General features: G+C 64.4%; 15 protein-coding genes. 7 read left to right on the forward strand and 8 right to left on the reverse strand.

Translation table 11 applies throughout. The annotated features are described in order from the left end of the window. Positions 1 to 309: 309 nt before the first annotated feature. The 3 genes from CD928_RS10685 to CD928_RS10690 all read left to right on the forward strand — a co-directional run bounded on the left by CD928_RS10685 (position 310) and on the right by CD928_RS10690 (position 6860). The gene (locus CD928_RS10685; RefSeq protein ID WP_255247113.1) at positions 310 to 3486 is read left to right on the forward strand and encodes a TonB-dependent receptor; all 3177 of its coding nucleotides are present in this window, start codon (positions 310 to 312) and stop codon (positions 3484 to 3486) included. 102 nt (positions 3487 to 3588) lie between these two features. After that, positions 3589 to 4119 (forward strand): hypothetical protein, encoded by a 531-nt coding sequence (locus tag CD928_RS23020; RefSeq protein ID WP_141237137.1) that lies wholly within the window; start codon positions 3589 to 3591, stop codon positions 4117 to 4119. 224 nt (positions 4120 to 4343) lie between these two features. Beyond that, on the forward strand, positions 4344 to 6860 hold the full coding sequence (locus tag CD928_RS10690) for a hypothetical protein (protein WP_095387039.1): 2517 nt from the start codon (positions 4344 to 4346) through the stop codon (positions 6858 to 6860). Between the two features lie 23 nt (positions 6861 to 6883). Here the strand turns inward: CD928_RS10690 and CD928_RS10695 are convergent, their stop codons facing one another. Then, positions 6884 to 7474 (reverse strand): NADPH-dependent FMN reductase, encoded by a 591-nt coding sequence (locus CD928_RS10695; protein ID WP_095387040.1) that lies wholly within the window; start codon positions 7472 to 7474, stop codon positions 6884 to 6886. 95 nt (positions 7475 to 7569) lie between these two features. Between CD928_RS10695 and CD928_RS10700 the strand changes: the two genes are divergently transcribed. Next, entirely contained in the window at positions 7570 to 8463 is an 894-nt protein-coding gene (locus CD928_RS10700; protein WP_095387041.1) for a haloalkane dehalogenase, read from the forward strand. Here the strand turns inward: CD928_RS10700 and CD928_RS10705 are convergent. The 4 genes from CD928_RS10705 to CD928_RS10720 all read right to left on the reverse strand — a co-directional run bounded on the left by CD928_RS10705 (position 8453) and on the right by CD928_RS10720 (position 14015). Continuing rightward, complete coding sequence (locus CD928_RS10705; RefSeq protein ID WP_095387042.1) at positions 8453 to 9742, reverse strand: adenylosuccinate synthase; 1290 nt, start codon at positions 9740 to 9742, stop codon at positions 8453 to 8455. The two genes, CD928_RS10700 and CD928_RS10705, sit on opposite strands and share 11 nt — an antisense overlap. Positions 9743 to 9906: 164 nt before the next feature. Continuing rightward, positions 9907 to 11022, reverse strand: a complete 1116-nt coding sequence (locus CD928_RS10710; protein WP_095387043.1) for an ATP phosphoribosyltransferase regulatory subunit — start codon at positions 11020 to 11022, stop codon at positions 9907 to 9909. Positions 11023 to 11195: 173 nt separating this feature from the next. After that, positions 11196 to 12782, reverse strand: coding sequence for a phosphoglycerate dehydrogenase (serA, locus tag CD928_RS10715; RefSeq protein WP_095387044.1), 1587 nt, complete (start codon positions 12780 to 12782; stop codon positions 11196 to 11198). A gap of 105 nt (positions 12783 to 12887) precedes the next feature. Then, a complete protein-coding gene (locus CD928_RS10720) occupies positions 12888 to 14015 on the reverse strand; it encodes a phosphoserine transaminase (protein ID WP_095387392.1) in 1128 nt (375 codons plus the stop codon). Positions 14016 to 14186: 171 nt separating this feature from the next. On the opposite strand from CD928_RS10720, the gene CD928_RS10725 reads away from it, so the two are divergent. Next, complete coding sequence (locus CD928_RS10725) at positions 14187 to 14888, forward strand: extensin family protein (protein WP_095387045.1); 702 nt, start codon at positions 14187 to 14189, stop codon at positions 14886 to 14888. 37 nt (positions 14889 to 14925) lie between these two features. Next, a complete protein-coding gene (locus tag CD928_RS10730; protein WP_095387046.1) occupies positions 14926 to 15798 on the forward strand; it encodes an LOG family protein in 873 nt (290 codons plus the stop codon). 36 nt (positions 15799 to 15834) lie between these two features. Here CD928_RS10730 and CD928_RS10735 read toward each other — a convergent pair whose 3' ends face one another. Together CD928_RS10735 and CD928_RS10740 are read right to left on the reverse strand one after the other, a co-directional pair. Then, the gene (locus tag CD928_RS10735; RefSeq protein ID WP_095387047.1) at positions 15835 to 16269 is read right to left on the reverse strand and encodes a cytochrome c family protein; all 435 of its coding nucleotides are present in this window, start codon (positions 16267 to 16269) and stop codon (positions 15835 to 15837) included. Then, the gene (locus tag CD928_RS10740; RefSeq protein ID WP_095387048.1) at positions 16269 to 16940 is read right to left on the reverse strand and encodes a cytochrome c family protein; all 672 of its coding nucleotides are present in this window, start codon (positions 16938 to 16940) and stop codon (positions 16269 to 16271) included. The genes CD928_RS10735 and CD928_RS10740 overlap by 1 nt, the downstream gene beginning before the upstream one ends. 166 nt (positions 16941 to 17106) lie before the next feature. On the opposite strand from CD928_RS10740, the gene CD928_RS10745 reads away from it, so the two are divergent. Continuing rightward, positions 17107 to 17997, forward strand: coding sequence for a prephenate dehydratase (locus CD928_RS10745; protein WP_095387049.1), 891 nt, complete (start codon positions 17107 to 17109; stop codon positions 17995 to 17997). A gap of 39 nt (positions 17998 to 18036) precedes the next feature. Here the strand turns inward: CD928_RS10745 and CD928_RS10750 are convergent, their stop codons facing one another. Further along, the gene (locus CD928_RS10750; RefSeq protein WP_095387050.1) at positions 18037 to 18726 is read right to left on the reverse strand and encodes a CDP-alcohol phosphatidyltransferase family protein; all 690 of its coding nucleotides are present in this window, start codon (positions 18724 to 18726) and stop codon (positions 18037 to 18039) included. Positions 18727 to 18730: the final 4 nt, after the last annotated feature.

Raw genomic sequence — 18730 nt, forward strand, 5'->3', positions numbered from 1 at the left:
CGGGGCTCGCATCGACGATGGCAACCAAATTCCTGCATCATTCCAACACTATCCAAAGACAGGCCGCGGATTTTTTTCCGGCGCTTGCCTGACTAGACGCGGGAGCGGGCAAAGAGGGGGGAGGGGTTTGCGGTTTCCTGCCGATTTTTTCGCCGCGAGCTCGGGTCGCGATGGATTTTTGCAAAATTTTTCAAAAGACATTCCCCCCGACCCGGCCGTGTTGACGTCTATGTAAGTGATAGCGGCTCAGCGCGTCACAAAACAGGGGCAAAGCCTCAAGATATAAAATCCAGGGGGAGAGGGGACATCATGCATTTTCGTGCCTTTGCATTGCAGCGGTTTCTGTTCGGCAGCGTCGCGGTAGGGGGGCTGATCATGACCGCGGCCCCTGCGATCGCGCGCGATAGTTTCGTGAAATATAATATTCCGCCGCAATCGCTCGGCCGCGCGCTCCGGGACTTCGGCCTGCAGAACGGCATGACGGTGATGGCCGACGCGATGGTCGTGCAGGGCAAGAGGACAGCCGGCTTTCGCGACCGCGCCGACCCCGAAACGGCGCTGCGCGTCCTGTTGAAGGGCACCGGCCTCGCCTATCGCCGCGACGGCAATATCTTCGTGGTGACACAGGAGGGAAACGCAAACCCGCCCGCCGCCACCGACGCGAGCGCCGAGAATGAAATCGTCGTCACGGCGCAGAAAAAGGTCGAATCGATTCAGGACGTGCCGATTTCGGTGTCGGCCTTTTCAGCGAAGTCACTCGACGAGCAGAAGATCGAGGGCGGGTCGGAACTGGTGCGCGCGGTGCCGAACGTGTCCTTCTCCAAGACCAATTTCGCGAGCTATAATTTCTCGATCCGCGGCATCGGCACCAAGGCGCTGTCGGTATCGTCCGATCCCGCAGTGGCGATCAGCTTCAACAACACCCCCCTGATCCGCAATCGCCTGTTCGAACAGGAATATTTCGACGTCGAGCGCGTCGAAGTGCTGCGCGGGCCGCAAGGCACCCTCTATGGCCGCAACGCGACCGGCGGCGTCGTTAACATGCTTCCAAACATCGCAAAGCCCGGCGATTTCGATGGCTGGGTGAAGGGTGAAGTCGGCAATTACGAGACGCGGCGCGCGAGCGGAATGATCAATATTCCTCTAGGCGACACGCTTGCCATCCGTGCGGCGGGCGCGCTGACCAAGCGCGGCGGCTATGATTTCAACACGGTGACGAACCGGCACGTCAATGGCCGCGACCTGTGGTCGACGCGCATCAGCGCTGCATGGGAGCCGAGCGACCGCTTCCGCGTCAACGCGATCTGGGAGCACTTCAACGAGAACGACAATCGTTCGCGGACTGGCAAGCAGCTTTGCCATACCGACCCGGGGCCGGCGAGCGTGGGGGCCGTGGACATCAGCAACATGCCGGGCACAAGAGCGTCTCTTAGCCAAACCTGCTTGCCAAAATCATTGTACGCCGACGGCGCCTACGGCGTTCCAAATGGCCTCTCCTTGCCGCACATCGCAATAGCACGTTATCTTAGCCTCGGTAGGTTCGGCGGAAGAAGGGGGCCCGAAGTCAACCTCATAAATCCCGACCTAGACCCCTACTCTGGCGCGGTTCAATCTCACGATCTTCGTGAAATATCGACCAGCTTTGATCCCGTCTTTCGCGCCAAAAACGATGTTTTCCAGGCAAATTTGGAATGGGATATCGTTGATGATATCTCGTTTTTCTCGCAAACCCTGTATACCAGGGATAACTATTACTCGTCACAAGACTATAATAGATTCCAGTCCGTCGACGTATTCAACGATTCAATCGGTCTTTGGGGCTTGGTGAGGCCTAACCCGACGGATGGAATAACGCCGAACGGCATATTCTCTGATCCGCAACTTGGCGATTCAAAGAAAATTCTGGGTGTTGATCTCGTAAGGGCAAAAAGTAGCCAATGGTTTCAAGAATTTAGATTGCAATCTAACTTCCAGAAAGATTTTGATTTCAGTGTTGGGGCTAATTATTTAAAATTTAAAATCGACGAAGATTATTTCGTATTCAATAATCTATTTACTGCCATAGGACATTTGCAAATATCTCCATGGGGAACCGGGGGGGTGATCGGCGAGTGTACGAATGATCCTCTAAACCAGCCCTGCGCATATGTAGACCCCAATCCCCTTGAGAATATCAACGGGGAAGGTCACAACTATTTTCGTAGCAGAAATGTTTCAGAAACGGAATCATACGCTGTATTCGGTGAAGCATACTGGAACTTGACTGACGATTTTAAAATAACCGCTGGACTTCGATATACGGATGATAAGAAAGTTGCTACACCCTATAAATCCCAGCTTCTGTTAGGAATGGGGCCGCTGGGCGGCGGCAATATCTCTCGGGGTTATCCGAGGTCACCCGATATAAGGCAACGGTGGGGTCGAATAACGGGAAGGATTGTAGCGGATTGGAAACCGAAGCTCAGCTTCACTGATGATAGTCTGATCTACGTATCTTATGCCAGGGGGTATAAAGGAGGCGGAGCAAATCCACCAAGTATAGATGTTGGTCCGATGCTCCAGATTTTTTCTCATCCGGAAACCTTCAAGCCGGAGAGTGTCGATGCTTTCGAAATTGGCACAAAAAATATTCTAGCCAACGGGAAATTGACGCTTAACGCCAGCGCATTCTATTATGACTATAAAGATTATCAGGTTTCACAGATCGTCGACCGCCTGGCGCTTAATGAAAATTATGACGCGGAAATCTGGGGTGCCGAACTGGAGATGGCTTGGAAGCCAACGCCGAGAATTCGATTCAATGCCAACCTCGGCTATCTGGATACCCGCATCGGAAAGGGCATGCAGTCGATCGACGTGATGAACCGCACCCAAGGAAATGAAGACTGGATGGTGGTGAAGCCTTGGGTACAGCTACCGTCAAGCTGTGTCGCTCCCACGGCGGTAGTCGAAACGATCATAAGCAGCCCGGCATATCAGGATGACAACGCGGTCGCTGTCTTAAGCAGTCTGTGTGGAGGTTCTGCATTCGGCAATTTTAGATCTGGATTCTATCCACTTATTTATGGCGTTACGTATGACCCTTTAACAGATGGCCCAAATCAAGGGCGCGGTTTCTTTGCCGATCTTGGTGGTAATGAGCTGCCTAATTCACCGCACTGGACCGTTAATCTTGGGGCGCAGTACATCATTCCGATGAATGATTGGGACTTGACGCTGCGCGGAGACTATTATCGCCAAGGGAAGAGCTGGGCACGTGTTTACAATACGGCGAATGATCGTTTGAAATCGTGGGATAACACCAATTTATCGGTGACGCTCGCGAGGCCGGAAAGCGGCTTCGCCATGCAGCTCTATGTCAAAAATATATTCAATAGAACCCCAATAACTGACGCCTTTATCAATAGTGATGATAGCGGACTAACGACCAACGTTTTCACACTTGATCCAAGAATTATTGGATTTAGTGTTTCAAAATCGTTCTGACTTTTTTTAAGGTATTTTCAACTGCAAATGAAAGGGGGTATTCAATATTTGAGTGATGATAAATATTTTTAATGCATTTCCTTTAGCAATTGGAGATATGTCATGAAAACGTCAATTTTCGCTATCGCGTCCCTTGGCCTCTTGGTTGCGACCCCGGCGCAAGCCGCTGATCCGCATCTCACGCCTGCCAACTCGTCGAAAACCCTGTCGGGGCCTGCGAGTTTGGGGTCGCTCCAATGCTATTTGGACCTTGATGTCACAACCGGGAGCAGTTCCGGTACCGGTGCGGTGGATGGAACGATTGATGGCGGCACCAATGATCCTGGGCAGAGCGATCCTGGCTGTGCGGGTGTTAGGGTGGATTCGGGGACGTTTGACCTCGATCCCGGCAGTTACAATGCAAGTGGCGGGGACTATGGCCTCGGCTCCGGCACCGGGATGGTTAATAATCTGCAAATCAGCGTTTATAACCCCACCACGATGACATGGACCCCCTGCCCGACCGCTAATTTGCCGATAGATGTCCAGAAAGTCGACAATACGCCGTCGGTGGAAGTCCTGCTTGGAGGCACTATTCCTGGATGCGGTGTTGCATCAGCGGCTTTGATCGGTGGATATGATTTGGTGCCTTAATGGTGCGTCTCAGTAAGCAATATGCTGTGGATACCTCGATCCATCGACGATAGATCGAAGTATCCACCTCTCTACCGGATATTACTGGCCGCACCGTGGTAGCGGTGCGGCCCTTTCCGGGCCAGCAGCGGAGACCCGTTACTGGCGCAATCTCGATAAAACGGTCAGGCGGGCATCGCAATGTGTTTGCGCTGAGAAAAGTTTCGACCCCGCTCTTGCTGGGTATGGCTGCTTATGCGGCCGCCGCCCATGCCGAACCGGATAAGGGGGACGTCGCGGCGGGGACGGTTCTGCAAGGGACCGCCCCGCCGGGCGTTATCGTGTCGCCCGGCGAGCCCGACGAGATCGTCGTCACCGCCGATCGCTATGGCGAGGCGAAGGTGGCGGCGGAAAGCGAGTTCGACGAGGCGGAAATCGCCAGCCACGGTGCGGACGACATCCAGGACCTACTCGCAGAGCTCACCCCCTTTATCGGCAACGGCGACGAAGAGCTCGTTATCCTGATCAACGGCAAGCCCGCCGGCTTCGATCGCTCGGTCCTGTCCTATCCCACCGAGGCGCTCCAACGGCTCGCCGTGCTGAAGCCCGAGGCGGCGGCGCAATATGGCGAGCCCGCGGGCAAACGTGTCGTCAATCTGGTGCTCAAGAAGCATTTTTCGATGCTCAACGCCGATGCGGGCATCGATTTCGCGACCGCCGGCGGCCAATATGGCGGCACCCTGGCCGCCACCCGAACGGCGATCAGCGGCGACACGCGCTGGAACGCCCAGGCCCGGCTCGGCGCCGACAGCGCCTTTCGCAAGACCGCACGCGACATCCCGCCGCGCGACGGGGTGTTCGACAGCGTCGGCTTCATCTCCGGCCTCGAGGGCGGAGAGATCGACCCGGCGCTCAGTCTCGCCGCCGGGGAACCGGTCAGCGTCGCGGCCATCCCTGCGGGAGCGCTGTCGGTCCCGCCCAGCCTCGGCGATTTCGCCGCGACCGCGAACACCGTTCACGCCGTCGACCCCAATCGTTTCGAAACGCTGCAATCGTCGCGGCGCAACGCATCGCTCAGCATCGGCGTCACGCGTCCGCTGGGCGACTTTTCCGCTTCGTTGAACTTCAACGCGAGCCGGTCCAGCAGCGATGGCCTGCGCGGTCTGCCCATGGCGTCGCTCGTCATCCCGGTGGGAAGCCCCTGGTCGCCCTTTGCCGATGATATCCTGCTGACGCGCCCCTTCGCGGGCGAGCGCGCGCTGCGCACCGCCAACGACGCCAGTTCGCTCCGCGCGTCACTGACGATCAACGGCAATATCGGGAGCTGGCAGACTAATCTGGGCATGACCTATTCGCGCAACTGGTCCAGCAACCTCCTCGAAAACGGCATCGACATCGCGCGGGTCCAACAGTTGATCGACGCGGGCGATCCGCGCTTCAACCCTTATGGTCCGTGGGACGACGGCCTGCTGCTCGCCGCCCGCCGCCGGACGCAGGGCGAGAATCTCGGCGCTCGGTTCAACGTCCGCAAGACGATCATCGACCTTCCGGCCGGACCCCTCGTGTGGAATGTCACCGTCAATACCAGCCGCAATCGCTCGACAAGCCGGAACGGGGACAGTTCCGGCGACTATGCCGACGCAGTCAGCGTCGCCCGGCAGCAGACGAACGGCCAGATGTCGCTCAGCCTGCCCATATCCCGCCGCGATGAAACCGGGCAGGGGTGGCTGGGCGATCTGTCCCTAGACCTCAACGCCAGCGCCCAGACGATGACGAACAGCCGGCCGCAGGAACGCTTCGGGGGTAATGTCAACTGGTCGCCATGGCCGGTCGTCCAGCTTCGCGGATCGATCGACTATGCCGAGGCCGCGCCCTCTTTCGACCAGCTCGACGCGCCGATCGTCACCACGGTGAACCGGATCTTCGATTATACGCGGCAGGAGGTCGCCGAGCCGGTGTGGATCACCGGCGGCAATCCCGACCTGCGCCGCGGCAGCCGCCAGAGCCTTTCGCTCGCCGCGACGGTGCGGCCGCTCGACGGCCAGATGCTGACGCTCAACCTCGCCTATCGCCAGTCGGTCGCGAAGGGCGGTGTGGCGGGCTTTCCCGAACTGACGCCCGCGATCGAAGCGGCCTTCCCAGAGCGCGTGACGCGCGATGCCGACGGGAGGCTCGTCGCCATCGATGCGCGCCCCATCAACATCGCCCGCGATACTGATGCCGAGCTGTCGAGCGGCCTGACCCTGCGCCTCGGACAGGGGCGGCGAGGGGGAGGCGGCAAGCCAGCTGCCGAGCCCCTGCAATTCAGCCTTTCGGTCAATCACCGCTGGCGGCTGAAGAGCGAGCTCCTGACCCGGTCCGGCGTGCCCGCGATCGACCAGTTGAGCGGTGGCGGCCAGTCGCGCCACACCCTTACGCTGCAGGCTTCCGCGGGAAAGCGCGGTATCGGTGCCACGCTGAACGGGCATTGGAGCAGTCCGGGCCATCTGGTGGGTGGGGGCGCCAACGGCGATGACGCCTTCCGTTTCAAACCTCCGATCGTGCTGAATGTGTCGGCGTTCGTCGAACCCGATCATCTGTTCGCAGGATCGAAAGGGAAGAGCCTGTTGAGCGACGTCAAAATATCGGTCGACATCCAGAATATCTTCAACGGATATCGCCGGGTGACGCTGGGGGACGGACGCGTGCCGGCCGGATACAGCCGGGACGAAATCGACCCGCTTGGCCGCACGATGCGATTGACCGTGCGGAAGCGATTCTGACCTGCTTTGTCGGAGGGGCAGCTTTAGAAGGGCGGGACTTCGGTGGCGCGCTGCGCCCGCGCCGCGTTGATCCACCAGCCAAGGTCGTCCGCAAAACGCGGGAAGGCCTTGGCGATCCGCGATCCGTCCTCACCCGCCGGCTGGCCCCGCTCGTCGAACGCGCCGCCGATGCGCGCGAGGCTGAGCGGGGTCGACGTCACGACCATTCCCATCGCGCCCAGCGTTGTGCGCCACGCGGTCGCGGCGCGGATGCCGGCGAAGGGGCCCGCCGAATAGGAGGCGATCGCCGCCGGGCGCCACGCGAATTGCGGCAGATAATGATCGACGAGATTCTTGAGGCCCGGCTGGAGCCCGCCATTATATTCGCCGGTGACGAAGACGAAGCCGTCGGCGGCGGCGATCGTTTCGGCGAGCGCGTCCATCGCCGCGGGCGCCTCGCCCGCGCCATAGTCGCTGTGGCGCCGGTCGAGCATCGGCAGGTCGACGGCTTTCGCGTCGATCAGCTCGGCGCGATCCCCGCGCGCGGCGAGGGCTTCGACGATCCAGCGCGCGAGCTTGATGCCCTGCCGGTCGCGGCGATAGCTTCCGTAGAAGACGAGGATGGTGCGGCTCATGCGGCTCTGGTGCCACGGCGCCCGCGAAAACGGAAGCGCTTGCGCGAGCGGGTCTGGTCCCTAAGCTGGCGGCGACCAAAGTGGGGGAGATCATCATGCGCGTCTATCGTACGCCGGACGAGCGCTTCGCGGCGTTGCCGGACTGGCCCTATGCGCCGCACTACCGCGACCTGGCGGATGGGCTCCGCGTCCATTATGTCGACGAGGGCGCGCGCGAGGCGCAGCCGGTGCTGATGCTGCACGGCGAGCCGACTTGGGGCTATCTCTACCGGCGCATGATCGGGCCGGTGGTGAAGGCGGGCTTTCGCGCCGTGGTGCCCGACCTCATCGGCTTCGGCCGCTCCGACAAGCCGCTCGATCGCGCCGCCTACAGCTATGCCGCCGAGGTCGCGTGGATGCGGCAATGGATCGAAGCGCTCGACCTCCAGGACATCATCCTCGCCTGTCAGGACTGGGGGTCGTTGATTGGCCTCCGGCTCGTCGCCGAAATGCCCGAGCGCTTCGCCGGGGTCGCGCTGTCGAACGGCGGTCTGCCCGAGGGTCAGCCCGCGCCGCGCGCCTTCGCGATCTGGCGCGCCTTTTCGCGCTACAGCCCCGTCTTCCCGATCGGGCGGATCGTCAACGCGGGGGCGAAGAAGCGGCTGACCGCGGAGGAGATCGCCGCTTATGACGCGCCCTTTCCGACGCGCGCGTCGAAGGTTGCGGCGCGCATCTTTCCCTCCTTCGTGCCCCTGGGCGACAATGTCGCCTTGCCCGACCAGAAGCGGGCGTGGGCGGCGCTCGAGGCCTTCGACAAGCCCTTCCTCTGCTGCTTCACCGACGGTGATCCGATCACGCGCGGCGGCGACGCGCTGTTCACCGGGCGCGTGCCGGGTGCGCGCGGCATGGCGCACCGCACATTGAAGGGCGGGCATTTCGTGCAGGAGAACGATCCCGCAGGCTTCGTCGCGGCGATTTGCGACGTGGCGGCCGCGCGCCTCAGTCGCTGAAAGGATCGCGGATCAGGATCGTGTCCTCGCGCTCGGGACTGGTCGAGACGAGCGCGATCGGCGTCTCGATCAGTTCCTGCACGCGCTGGATATATTTGATCGCCTGCGCCGGCAGGTCGGCATAGCTGCGCGCGCCCGCGGTCGATTCGCTCCAGCCGTCCATTTCCTCGTAGATCGGCTCGACCTCCGCCTGATCGGCGGCGTGGGCGGGGAAGTAGTCGAGGATCTTGCCGCGCAGCCGATATCCGGTGCAGATGCGGATCGTATCGAAGCCGTCGAGCACGTCGAGCTTGGTCAGCGCGATGCCGGTGACGCCCGACACCGCGCAGCTTTGCCGCACCAGCACCGCGTCGAACCAGCCGCAGCGGCGCTTGCGCCCGGTGACGGTGCCGAATTCGTGGCCGCGCTCGCCGAGTTGCTGGCCGGTCTCGTCCTCGAGCTCGGTGGGGAAGGGGCCGCTGCCGACGCGCGTCGTATAAGCCTTGGCGATGCCAAGCACGAAGCCGACCGCCGAGGGGCCGAGCCCCGACCCCGCCGCGGCGGTGCCGCTGACCGTGTTCGAGCTGGTCACGAAGGGATAGGTGCCGTGATCGACGTCGAGCAGCACGCCCTGCGCGCCCTCGAACAGGATGCGCGCGCCGGCCTTGCGCACCTTCTTGAGGCGCTTCCACACCGGCTGCGCATATTCGAGCACATAGTCGGCGATCTCGGCGAGGTCGGCGAGCAGGCGCTCGCGATCGATCGGCGGCTCGCCGAAGCCGGCGCGCAGCGCGTCGTGGTGCGCGGTCAGGCGGTCGATCTGCGGCTCGAGATGGTCGAGGTGCGCGAGGTCGCAGACGCGGATCGCGCGGCGGCCGACCTTGTCTTCATAGGCGGGGCCGATGCCGCGCCCGGTGGTGCCGATCTTGCCCGCGCCCGCCGCGGTCTCGCGCAGCGCGTCGAGGTCGCGGTGAAAGGGCAGGATCAGCGCGCAATTGTCGGCGATGGCGAAATTGTCGGGGTTGATCTCGACCCCTTGGCCGCGGAGCTTTGCGATCTCGTCCTTGAGCGCCCACGGGTCGAGCACGACGCCGTTGCCGATGATCGACAGCGTGCCGGTGACGATGCCCGAAGGAAGCAGCGACAGCTTGTAGACTTGTTCGCCGACGACGAGCGTATGGCCGGCGTTGTGGCCGCCCTGGAAGCGGACGACCGCGTCGGCGCGGCTCGCGAGCCAGTCGACGATCTTGCCCTTGCCCTCGTCGCCCCATTGCGACCCGATGACGGTAACATTTGCCATGATGCTGTCCTGCTGAGCCGGGCCCCAAACATGTCGTGCGAGCCCGGCGCGGCCTTAGCGGATTCCGCCGCAGAGGCAAGGGTCGGGCCGATAGCTTTTGTGCGGAATGGGAAAGGAAAGCCACCGGATGGCTCTCCGGGAATGTCGCGGTTGCCGATGCGGCGTTATGCCTCGATCGGCCCTTCGGAGCCCAGCACCCATCCACAGCCCAGCCGCGCCGCATCCTCGGCGTCGGTCAGCGCCGCGACGGTCTGCCAGCCGTCGGCGCGCAGGCTCGCGGCGATGGCGGGATCGTGGCCGATGGGCAGGAAGATGCGGCGCTCGGCGATATCCTCGCCGCCTAGCCCCGCGTCGATCAGCGGGTCGGGATAGAGCGAAAAGCCGACCGCGGGTTCTTCGCGATCCTCGCCGACCGGGATCGCATAGGCGCCGCCGCGGCCGATCGCGTCGCCCTGGCCGGGAACGAAGATCTGAAAGCCGAACCAGCTTTGATAGGCGAAGCCGTGACGCTCGGTCGGGTCGAGGGTCAGGTCGGCGCGGCCGCGCACCGGTGCGGCAATGGCTTCGAGCGCCTCGATCCGGCTCGTCAGCACGCCCGCGACGTCGAAGGCGCGAAGGTCGGCGATCGCCCGGTCGAACGGCCCCGTCGCGCGCAGCAGCGGCAGATAGGTCTCGGCGCCGAGCCGCACGAGGGCACCGGCATCCTTGGCGTCGAGTTCGTCGCGCAGTTGCTGGATGTCGGCATCGACGGGCAGGGGTCCGCCCGCGAGCAGATCGACGACGTCGGGCAGGGTGAAGTCGATGGTGACCGGGCCGATCCCGGCCGCCTCGAGCGCGTCGATCGCGACCGTCACGATCTCGCGCGCCGCGGCGACGCTGTCGCTGCCGATCAGCTCGGCGCCGACCTGCAGCATTTCGCGCGCGGGACGAAGCTGGCTCGCGCGCAGCTTGACGACCTGGCCCGCGTAGCAGAGGCGCAGCGGTCGCGGCGCGTGGGCGAGCAGCGAGGTCGCGATGCGCCCGACCTGCCGCGTGATGTCGGGGCGCAGCGCGAGGGTGCGCTGCGACACGGGATCGGTGAAGCGGAGAAGGTCGCGTGCCGATCGCTCGTCATCGCCGCCCAGCGTCTCGCGAAACTCCGCGAGCGGCGGCGCGACGCGGCCATAGCCGTGCGAGCGCATCGCATCGACCAGCGCGCGGGTGACGCGCGACGCCGCCTCCGCCTGCTGGGGCAGGCGGTCGCGGAGGCCTTCGGGCAGCAGGGCGGGGGCCTTGGTCATCGGTGGCTCTCCTAGCCCGTGGTATGGGCTTGTGAAAGCCCCTCCCCTTCAGGGGAGGGGTTGGGGTGGGGTGCATCGGCCTTGCGCAAGGCCGATGCACCCCACCCGCTGCGACTAGCGAACAAGTTCGCAAGTCTCGCTGCCCTCCCCTGAAGGGGAGGGCGTGTCGTGGTTCAGAACGTCAGCCCCTTCACCGTCTTCACGCCGGGGAGCTGGCAGATCTGCCACAGCATCGGTTCGGGCAGCGGCGAGTCGAGCGACAACAGCAGCACCGCTTCGCCCCCCGCCGCGCGGCGGCCGAGGTGGAAGGTGCCGATGTTGAGCCCCGCTTCGCCGAGCGCGGTGCCGATGCGGCCGATGAAGCCCGGCGCGTCCTCGTTGACGATATAGAGCATATGACCGTCGAGATCGGCCTCGACCTTGATCCCGAACATCTCGACCAGGCGCGGCTCGTTGTTGCCGAACAGCGTGCCCGCGACCGAGCGGTCACCCTGGCTCGTCGCGACGGTGACGCGGACGAGGGTGTGGTAGTCGCCCTCGCGATCATGGCGCACCTCGCGGACGTCGAGTCCCCGTTCGCGCGCGAGATGCGGCGCGTTGACCATGTTCACGCTGTCCGAATAGCGGCGCATCAGCCCAGTGAGCACCGCGGCGGTGATCGGCTTGAGATTGAGCTCGGCCGCCGCGCCCTCGACCTCGATCGAGATGGTCGTGAGGTTGTCGTGCGCGAGCTGGCCGACGAGGCTGCCGAGCTTTTCGGCAAGGCTCATATAGGGGCGCAGCTTCGGCGCTTCCTCGGCCGACAGGCTGGGGACGTTGAGCGCGTTGGTGATGCCGCCGGTGAGCAGATAATCGCTGATCTGCTCGGCCACCTGAATGGCGACATTGACCTGCGCCTCGTCGGTCGAGGCGCCGAGGTGCGGCGTGCAGATGAAGTTCGGGGTGCTGAGCAGCGGATGGTCGGCCGCCGGCGGCTCCTGCGCGAAGACGTCGAGCGCCGCGCCCGCGACATGGCCGCTGTCGAGCGCCTCCTTGAGCGCCGCCTCGTCGATCAGCCCGCCGCGCGCGCAGTTGATGATGCGCACGCCCTTCTTGGTCTTGGCGAGATTTTCCTTCGACAGGATATTCCGCGTCTGGTCGGTCAGCGGCGTGTGCAGCGTGATGAAGTCCGCCTTGGCGAGCAACGTGTCGAGGTCGGCCTTTTCGACGCCGAGCTCGATCGCGCGCTCGGGGGTCAGGAAGGGGTCGAAGGCGACGACCTTCATCCGGAGGCCCAGCGCGCGCTCGGCGACGATGCTGCCGATGTTGCCGCAGCCGATCAGGCCGAGCGTCTTTTGCGTCAGCTCGACCCCCATGAAATCGTTCTTCGGCCATTTGCCCGCCTGCGTCAGCGCATTGGCTTCGGGAATCTGGCGTGCGAGCGCGAACATCATCGCGATCGCATGCTCGGCGGTGGTGATCGAGTTGCCGAAGGGGGTGTTCATCACGACGACGCCCTTCTTCGACGCCTCCGGAATGTCGACATTGTCGACGCCGATGCCGGCGCGGCCGACGACCTTCAGATTGGTCGCGGCGGCGAGGACGTCGGCGGTGACCTTGGTGGCCGAGCGGATGGCGAGGCCGTCATAGTCGCCGATCATGGCGATCAGCTCGTCCTTGGTCTTGCCGGTGATGACGTCGACCTGGATGCCGCGCTCCTCGAAGATCGCGGCGGCCTTGGGGTCCATCTTGTCGCTGATGAGGACTTTGGGTGTGGTCATTTCGGTGATCCTTTAACTTCGTCATTCCCGCGAAAGCGGGAACCCAGTGTGGGGCAGCCCATGGGCGCTCTGGGTCCCCGCTTTCGCGGGGATGACGGAAAAATGTTACGCGGAGAGGGTTTCGTAGGCCCAGTCGAGCCACGGGCCGAGCGCTTCGACATCGGCGGTGTCGACGGTCGCGCCGCACCAGATGCGCAGGCCCGGCGGGGCATCGCGGTAGCCCGCGATGTCATAGGCCGCACCTTCGGCTTCGAGCAGCCCTGCGAACTTCTTGATGAAGTCGGCGTCGGCGCCCGCGACCGACAGGCAGACCGAAGTCTTCGACCGGCTCGCGGGATCGGCGGCGAGGTGGCTCAGCCAGTCGCGCTCTGCGACGATCGCGTCGAGCGCCGCGGCATTCGCGTCGCTGCGTGCCTTGAGGCCGTCGAGGCCGCCCAGCGATTTCGCCCATTCGAGCGCGAAGATCGCGTCCTCGACCGCGAGCATCGACGGGGTGTTGATCGTCTCGCCCTTGAACACGCCCTCGGCGAGCGCGCCCTTCGAGACGAGGCGGAACACCTTCGGCAGCGGCCAGGCGGGGGTGTGGGTTTCGAGCCGCTCGACCGCGCGGGGGCCGAGGATCAGCACGCCGTGGCCGCCTTCGCCGCCGAGCACCTTCTGCCAGCTGAAGGTCGCGACGTCGATCTTGTCCCACGGCAGGTCGTAGGCGAACACCGCGCTGGTCGCGTCGGCGAAGCAGAGGCCCTCGCGATCCGCCGGGATCCAGTCGCCGTTCGGGACACGCACGCCGCTGGTGGTTCCGTTCCAGGTGAAGAGGACGTCGTTCGACCAGTCGACCTGACCGAGGTTGGGAAGCTGTCCGTAATCGGCGCGAAGGATGGTGGGATCGAGCTTGAGCTGCTTCGCCGCATCGGTGACCCAGCCTTCGCCGAAGCTTTCCCATGCCAGCGTCGTGACGGGACGCGCGCCGAGCATCGTCCACATCGCCATTTCGAAGGCGCCGGTGTCCGATCCGGGCACGATGCCGATGCGGTGGGTGTCGGGAAGCTGGAGCATCTCGCGCATCAGGTCGATGCAATATTGGAGGCGCGTCTTGCCGATCTTGGCGCGGTGCGACCGGCCCAGCGATTCGGTGTTCAGTTTTTCGGGGGACCAGACCGGCGGCTTGGCGCAGGGACCGGAAGAAAAATAGGGGCGCGTCGGGCGCACCTGTGGCGTCGGCACTTCACTCATCATAGTCTCTCCTTGCAGAGAGCGCGCGCGGCGTTGGGACCGCGTGGCCCGGCGCCGCGTTTAGGGTGGGCTGCGAAACTGTCAAACAAAATGCGCAGGCCGCGCGAAATTATCGGTGAGCCGAGCAAATGGTTAAGAGCTTCTTTACCAATTTGTCGGTAATTTGACGCTATGGCGATCCCGACGCTCCTGAAGCCCCGGATGCTCATGGCGATGGCCGCGGCGCTGGCGCTGTCCGCCTGTTTCGGCGCTCCCGACGCGATGAAGCAATATGGCGGCAAGCGGCCGGGCGCGTCGAAGCCCGATCGCCCGCAGGCGGTGGGCACGCCCTCCTTCACCAGCGCCGAGGCGAAGCAATGCGCGTTCGACCTTCAGCGGGCGGGCGTGCGCTTCACCCCGCTTCCCAACGAGGATCACGGCGGCGGCTGCACCTCGATCGATTCGGTGAAGCTGCTCGATATCGGCACTCCGGTCACCAACCTCGGCGCGATGACCTGTCCGCTCGCGCGCAACTTCGCCGCCTGGGCGCAATATGCGGTGCGCCCCGCCGCGCGTGCCTATTTCGGCACCGAGGTGGTGAAGATCGAGACCTTCGGAACCTATAGCTGCCGCAACATCTATGGCGGCCGCTCCGGGCGACTGTCGCAGCATGCCTCCTCGAACGCGGTCGATGTCGCGGGCTTCGTGCTCGCCGACGGCCGGCGGATCATGCTCGACGGCGGCTGGCACGGCGACAAGGCGTCGCAGGATTTCCTGCGCGCGCTGCACAAATCGGCGTGCCGGCGCTTCGGAACGGTGCTCAGCCCCGATTACAACGCGGCGCACTATAATCATTTCCATCTCGACATGAGCGGCAACGGATATTGCCGCTGACTTGGCAAAGCGCGGGGAAGTCGCTAGCCGCTCCCTAATGACAAAAGAGAAACAACCCCATCGTTCGCGGTTCCACAAGGCCAAGGACGACGCCGAATTCGCCCAGCAGGCGACCTCCACCCCCCAGACCGCCAGCGCCGCCTACCGGCTCGCCTTTCAGGACACCGACTTCCTGCTGCGCGAGGATCTGCGCCCGGTTCGCTTCCAGCTCGAGCTGCTCAAGCCTGAGTTGCTGCTCGACGAGGCGAAGATCGAATCGACGCTCGTCATCTATGGTTCGGCGCGGATTCCCGAGCCCGGTGAGGCCGATGCGCTCGAGACCGCGGCGACCGACGATGCGTCGCGCAACATCGCGCGGCGGCTGAAGGCCAAGGCGAAATATTATGAGGAAGCGCGGGGGCTCGCGCGCCTGGCAAGCCAGGTGCCGGTCGACGCCAATGGCGACCGCCACTTCGTCGTCTGCTCGGGCGGTGGCCCGTCGATCATGGAGGCCGCGAACCGCGGCGCCGCCGACGAAGGGCGCGAATCGATCGGGCTCAACATCGTGCTGCCGCACGAACAGGCGCCGAACCGCTATGTGACCCCCGAACTGAGCTTTCAGTTCCACTATTTCGCGCTCCGCAAGATGCACTTCCTGCTCCGTGCGCGCGCGGTCGCGGTCTTTCCGGGCGGCTTCGGCACCTTCGACGAGATGTTCGAACTGCTGACGCTGATCCAGACCGGCAAGATCAAGCCGATCCCGATCGTGCTGTTCGGCAAATCCTTCTGGAATCGCGTCGTCAATTTCGAGGCGCTGGTCGAGGAAGGCGTGGTCAGCGCCCGCGACCTCGACCTGTTCTCCTTCGTCGAGACGGCGGAGGAAGCGTGGACGATCATCCAGGACTTCTACGCGAACGCCGCGCATCATTGACGGCTGTTAAACCCCTCCTCTTTCCGAGGAGGGGGATTATTCCGACTGCGCTTTCAGATAGAGGATCAACGCCTTGCGGTCGGCCGCGTCGATGACGCCGGCGAAGGCCATCCGCGTGCCGGGCACTGTCTTCATCGGATCGGCCAGATATGCGTCGAGCGCGGCCTCGTCCCAGCTTCCGCTCTTCGCCTTCATCGCGCCCGAATAGGAAAAGCCGGGGTGCGCGGCGACCGCGCGGCCGACAATACCGTGGAGGCCCGGGCCGATGCCGTTGGCGCCGCCCTTGTCGATCGTGTGGCAGGCGACGCAGCGCTTGAAGACCTGCTCGCCCATCGCGGCGGTCGGTTCGATCGCGGCAGCCGGCGTGGCGGGCGCGTCAGCGCTCGCGGCGTCCGGGGGCGGCGCGTCCTGCGGCTTGCCGCAGCCGGCGAGCGCCAGGGCGCCCGCCAGCAGGGCGGGCGCGCAGCGCATTATTTCTTGGCTTCGGCGGGAGCCGGTGCAGCCGGGGCTTCGGCGGGAGCCGCACCCTTCGCGGCGTCCGCGGGCGCAGCCGCGGCGGTGTCTGCGGGAGCCGCGCCTTCGGCGGGCGCCGCCGCCGCGTCGGCGGCCGGCGCGGCCTCGGGGGCGGGCAGCGGCAGGTTCGAGCCCTGCGCGTTCAGATAGACGATCAGGTTGGCGCGATCCTCGGCGTTCGACAGGCCCGCGAAGGACATTTTGGTGCCCGGCGCGAACTTGCGCGGGCTGGTCAGCCACTTGTCCATCTTTTCGAAGTCCCAGCTGCCACCCATCCCCGCGAGCGCCGAGGAGAAGGCGAAGCCGTGTTTGCCGTGGCCGATTTCCTCGCCCAGCGTGCCGAAAAGATTGGGGCCGATACCGTTGGCGCCGCCCGAGTTGACCGTGTGGCACGCCGCGCACTTGGCGAAGACGGTTTCGCCCTTCGCGGGGTCAGCCGCGGCGAGCAGGTTGGCGAGCGGCACGGCCGATTCGCCGCCGCCGGCACCGGCTTCGGCGTCTTCGATCGGGAAGCCCGGCTTTTCGGGATTATGGCTCGCATTCAACATGCCCGAACCGATCGACAGTCCGAGTGCGCAAATGCCCGCGAACAGCACCCATCCGGCAATAGTATTGTTGCGATTGTCCATGCTTGCAGCCCCGTTCGCTGGCGCCCGCGGTCGGGGCGCATGATATGATTGGCCGCTCCCTTACTGGCGCGCGCGCGGCGGCGCAAGGGGATGAAGGCGGCTCGGCGCAGTTGCGCGGTGCGGGTCGTCCGGCTATGCGCCGCCGCGCACTCCAGGGAAGGCAGATATGGGCAGCTATTCGGCTTCGGCACAGCGGTTGGTCGACGAGATGAAGGCGGCGGCGCTCGCCGATCCGGCGCGCGGCCTCGCCTTTCAGGGCGCGCCGGGCGCCAACAGCGACCTCGCCGCGCGCGAATATGATCCGGCCGCGCTGCCGTTGCCCTGCTATGCGTTCGAGGACGCGATCGAGGCGGTGCGCGAGGGGCGCGTCGACCGCGCGATCATCCCGATCGAAAACAGCCTGCACGGCCGCGTCGCCGACATCCATTTCCTGCTGCCCGAATCCGGCCTGTCGATCGTCGGCGAGCATTTCCTGCCGATCCGCTATGGCCTGATGAGCCGCGACCTCGGCCCGGTGACGCGCGCGATGAGCCACGAGCAGGCGCTCGGCCAGTGCCGCCAGTGGCTGCGTGCCAACGGAATCGCGCCCGTCGCGCACAGCGACACCGCGGGTGCCGCCGCCTGGGTCGCCGACAGCGACGAGGTCGGGCTCGCCGCGCTCGCGCCGCCGCACGCCGCCGATCTTTATGGGCTGACGCTGCACGGCACCGGCATGGAGGATGCCGACCATAATATGACGCGCTTCGTCGTGCTCGCGCGCGAACCGCTCGCCGCGCCGCCGCAGGGCGTGCCGTTGATGACGACCTTCATCTTCGAGGTGAAGAATGTGCCCGCCGCGCTCTACAAGGCGCTCGGCGGCTTCGCGACCAATGGCGTCAACATGACCAAGCTCGAAAGCTACCAGGTCGGCGGCAGCTTCGCCGCGACGACCTTCTACGCCGATATCGTCGGCGCGCCGGGCGAGGAGACGATCGACCGCGCGCTCGAGGAGCTCGATTTCCAGACCAAGTCGCTGCGCCTGCTCGGCACCTATCCGATGGCGCGGGTGCGGGGGTAGTTTCCGGCGCGAGTCCGCACGGCCGAACTCAAGAGATGCTCAGCCGCCGCGCTTGCGGAGCAGCCGCGCGGTCGCGAGGCTCTGGATGACGAACAGCGTCACCAAGATGCTCGCGACGCCCAGGCCGAAAAGGTCGAAGGCCGAGAAGCTGGTGCCGAGCACCGAGGCGCCGCCGACCAGCGGCATGATCATCGTCATCGCCATGAGCATCAGCCGGAGTTCGGTAGGCCCGCCCGCCATGTAGGAGAGGCGGAACTCGCCGAGCACCTTCGCCGAGAGAAAGGTGTGAATCGCGAGCAGCAGATAGCCGATCGCGCCCAGCAGCGCGACGTCGAGGCGGAAATAGGGGCTGGCGCCGATGCCGCCGACGATCAGCACGATCGCGAGCCCATCGACGCTGTGATCGACGAAATAACCGTAGGAGGGACGCTCGATGTGGCGCCAGCGCGCCAGGCTGCCGTCGAGCGAGTCGCCGAACCAGTTGACGATATAGCCCGCGAGCGACAGCCCCAGCCATTCGTCGTCGATCCAGCTCAGCATATAGCCCGCCGCGACGAGCACCGCGCCCGCGAAGCCCAGCGCGGTCAGCTGGTCGGGAGTCACCCAGCCGGGAAGGCGCGCGCACAGCCAGTTCAAGACCCGCCGCTCGCCGCGCGCGAGAATATTCTGCTGGATGCGCGTCGGTGCCTGGATTGTCGTCGTAGCGGTACTGGGCAGATTATTGTGCATGCCG

It is taken from the genome of Sphingopyxis sp. GW247-27LB (assembly GCF_002277025.1).
Lineage (GTDB): Bacteria > Pseudomonadota > Alphaproteobacteria > Sphingomonadales > Sphingomonadaceae > Sphingopyxis.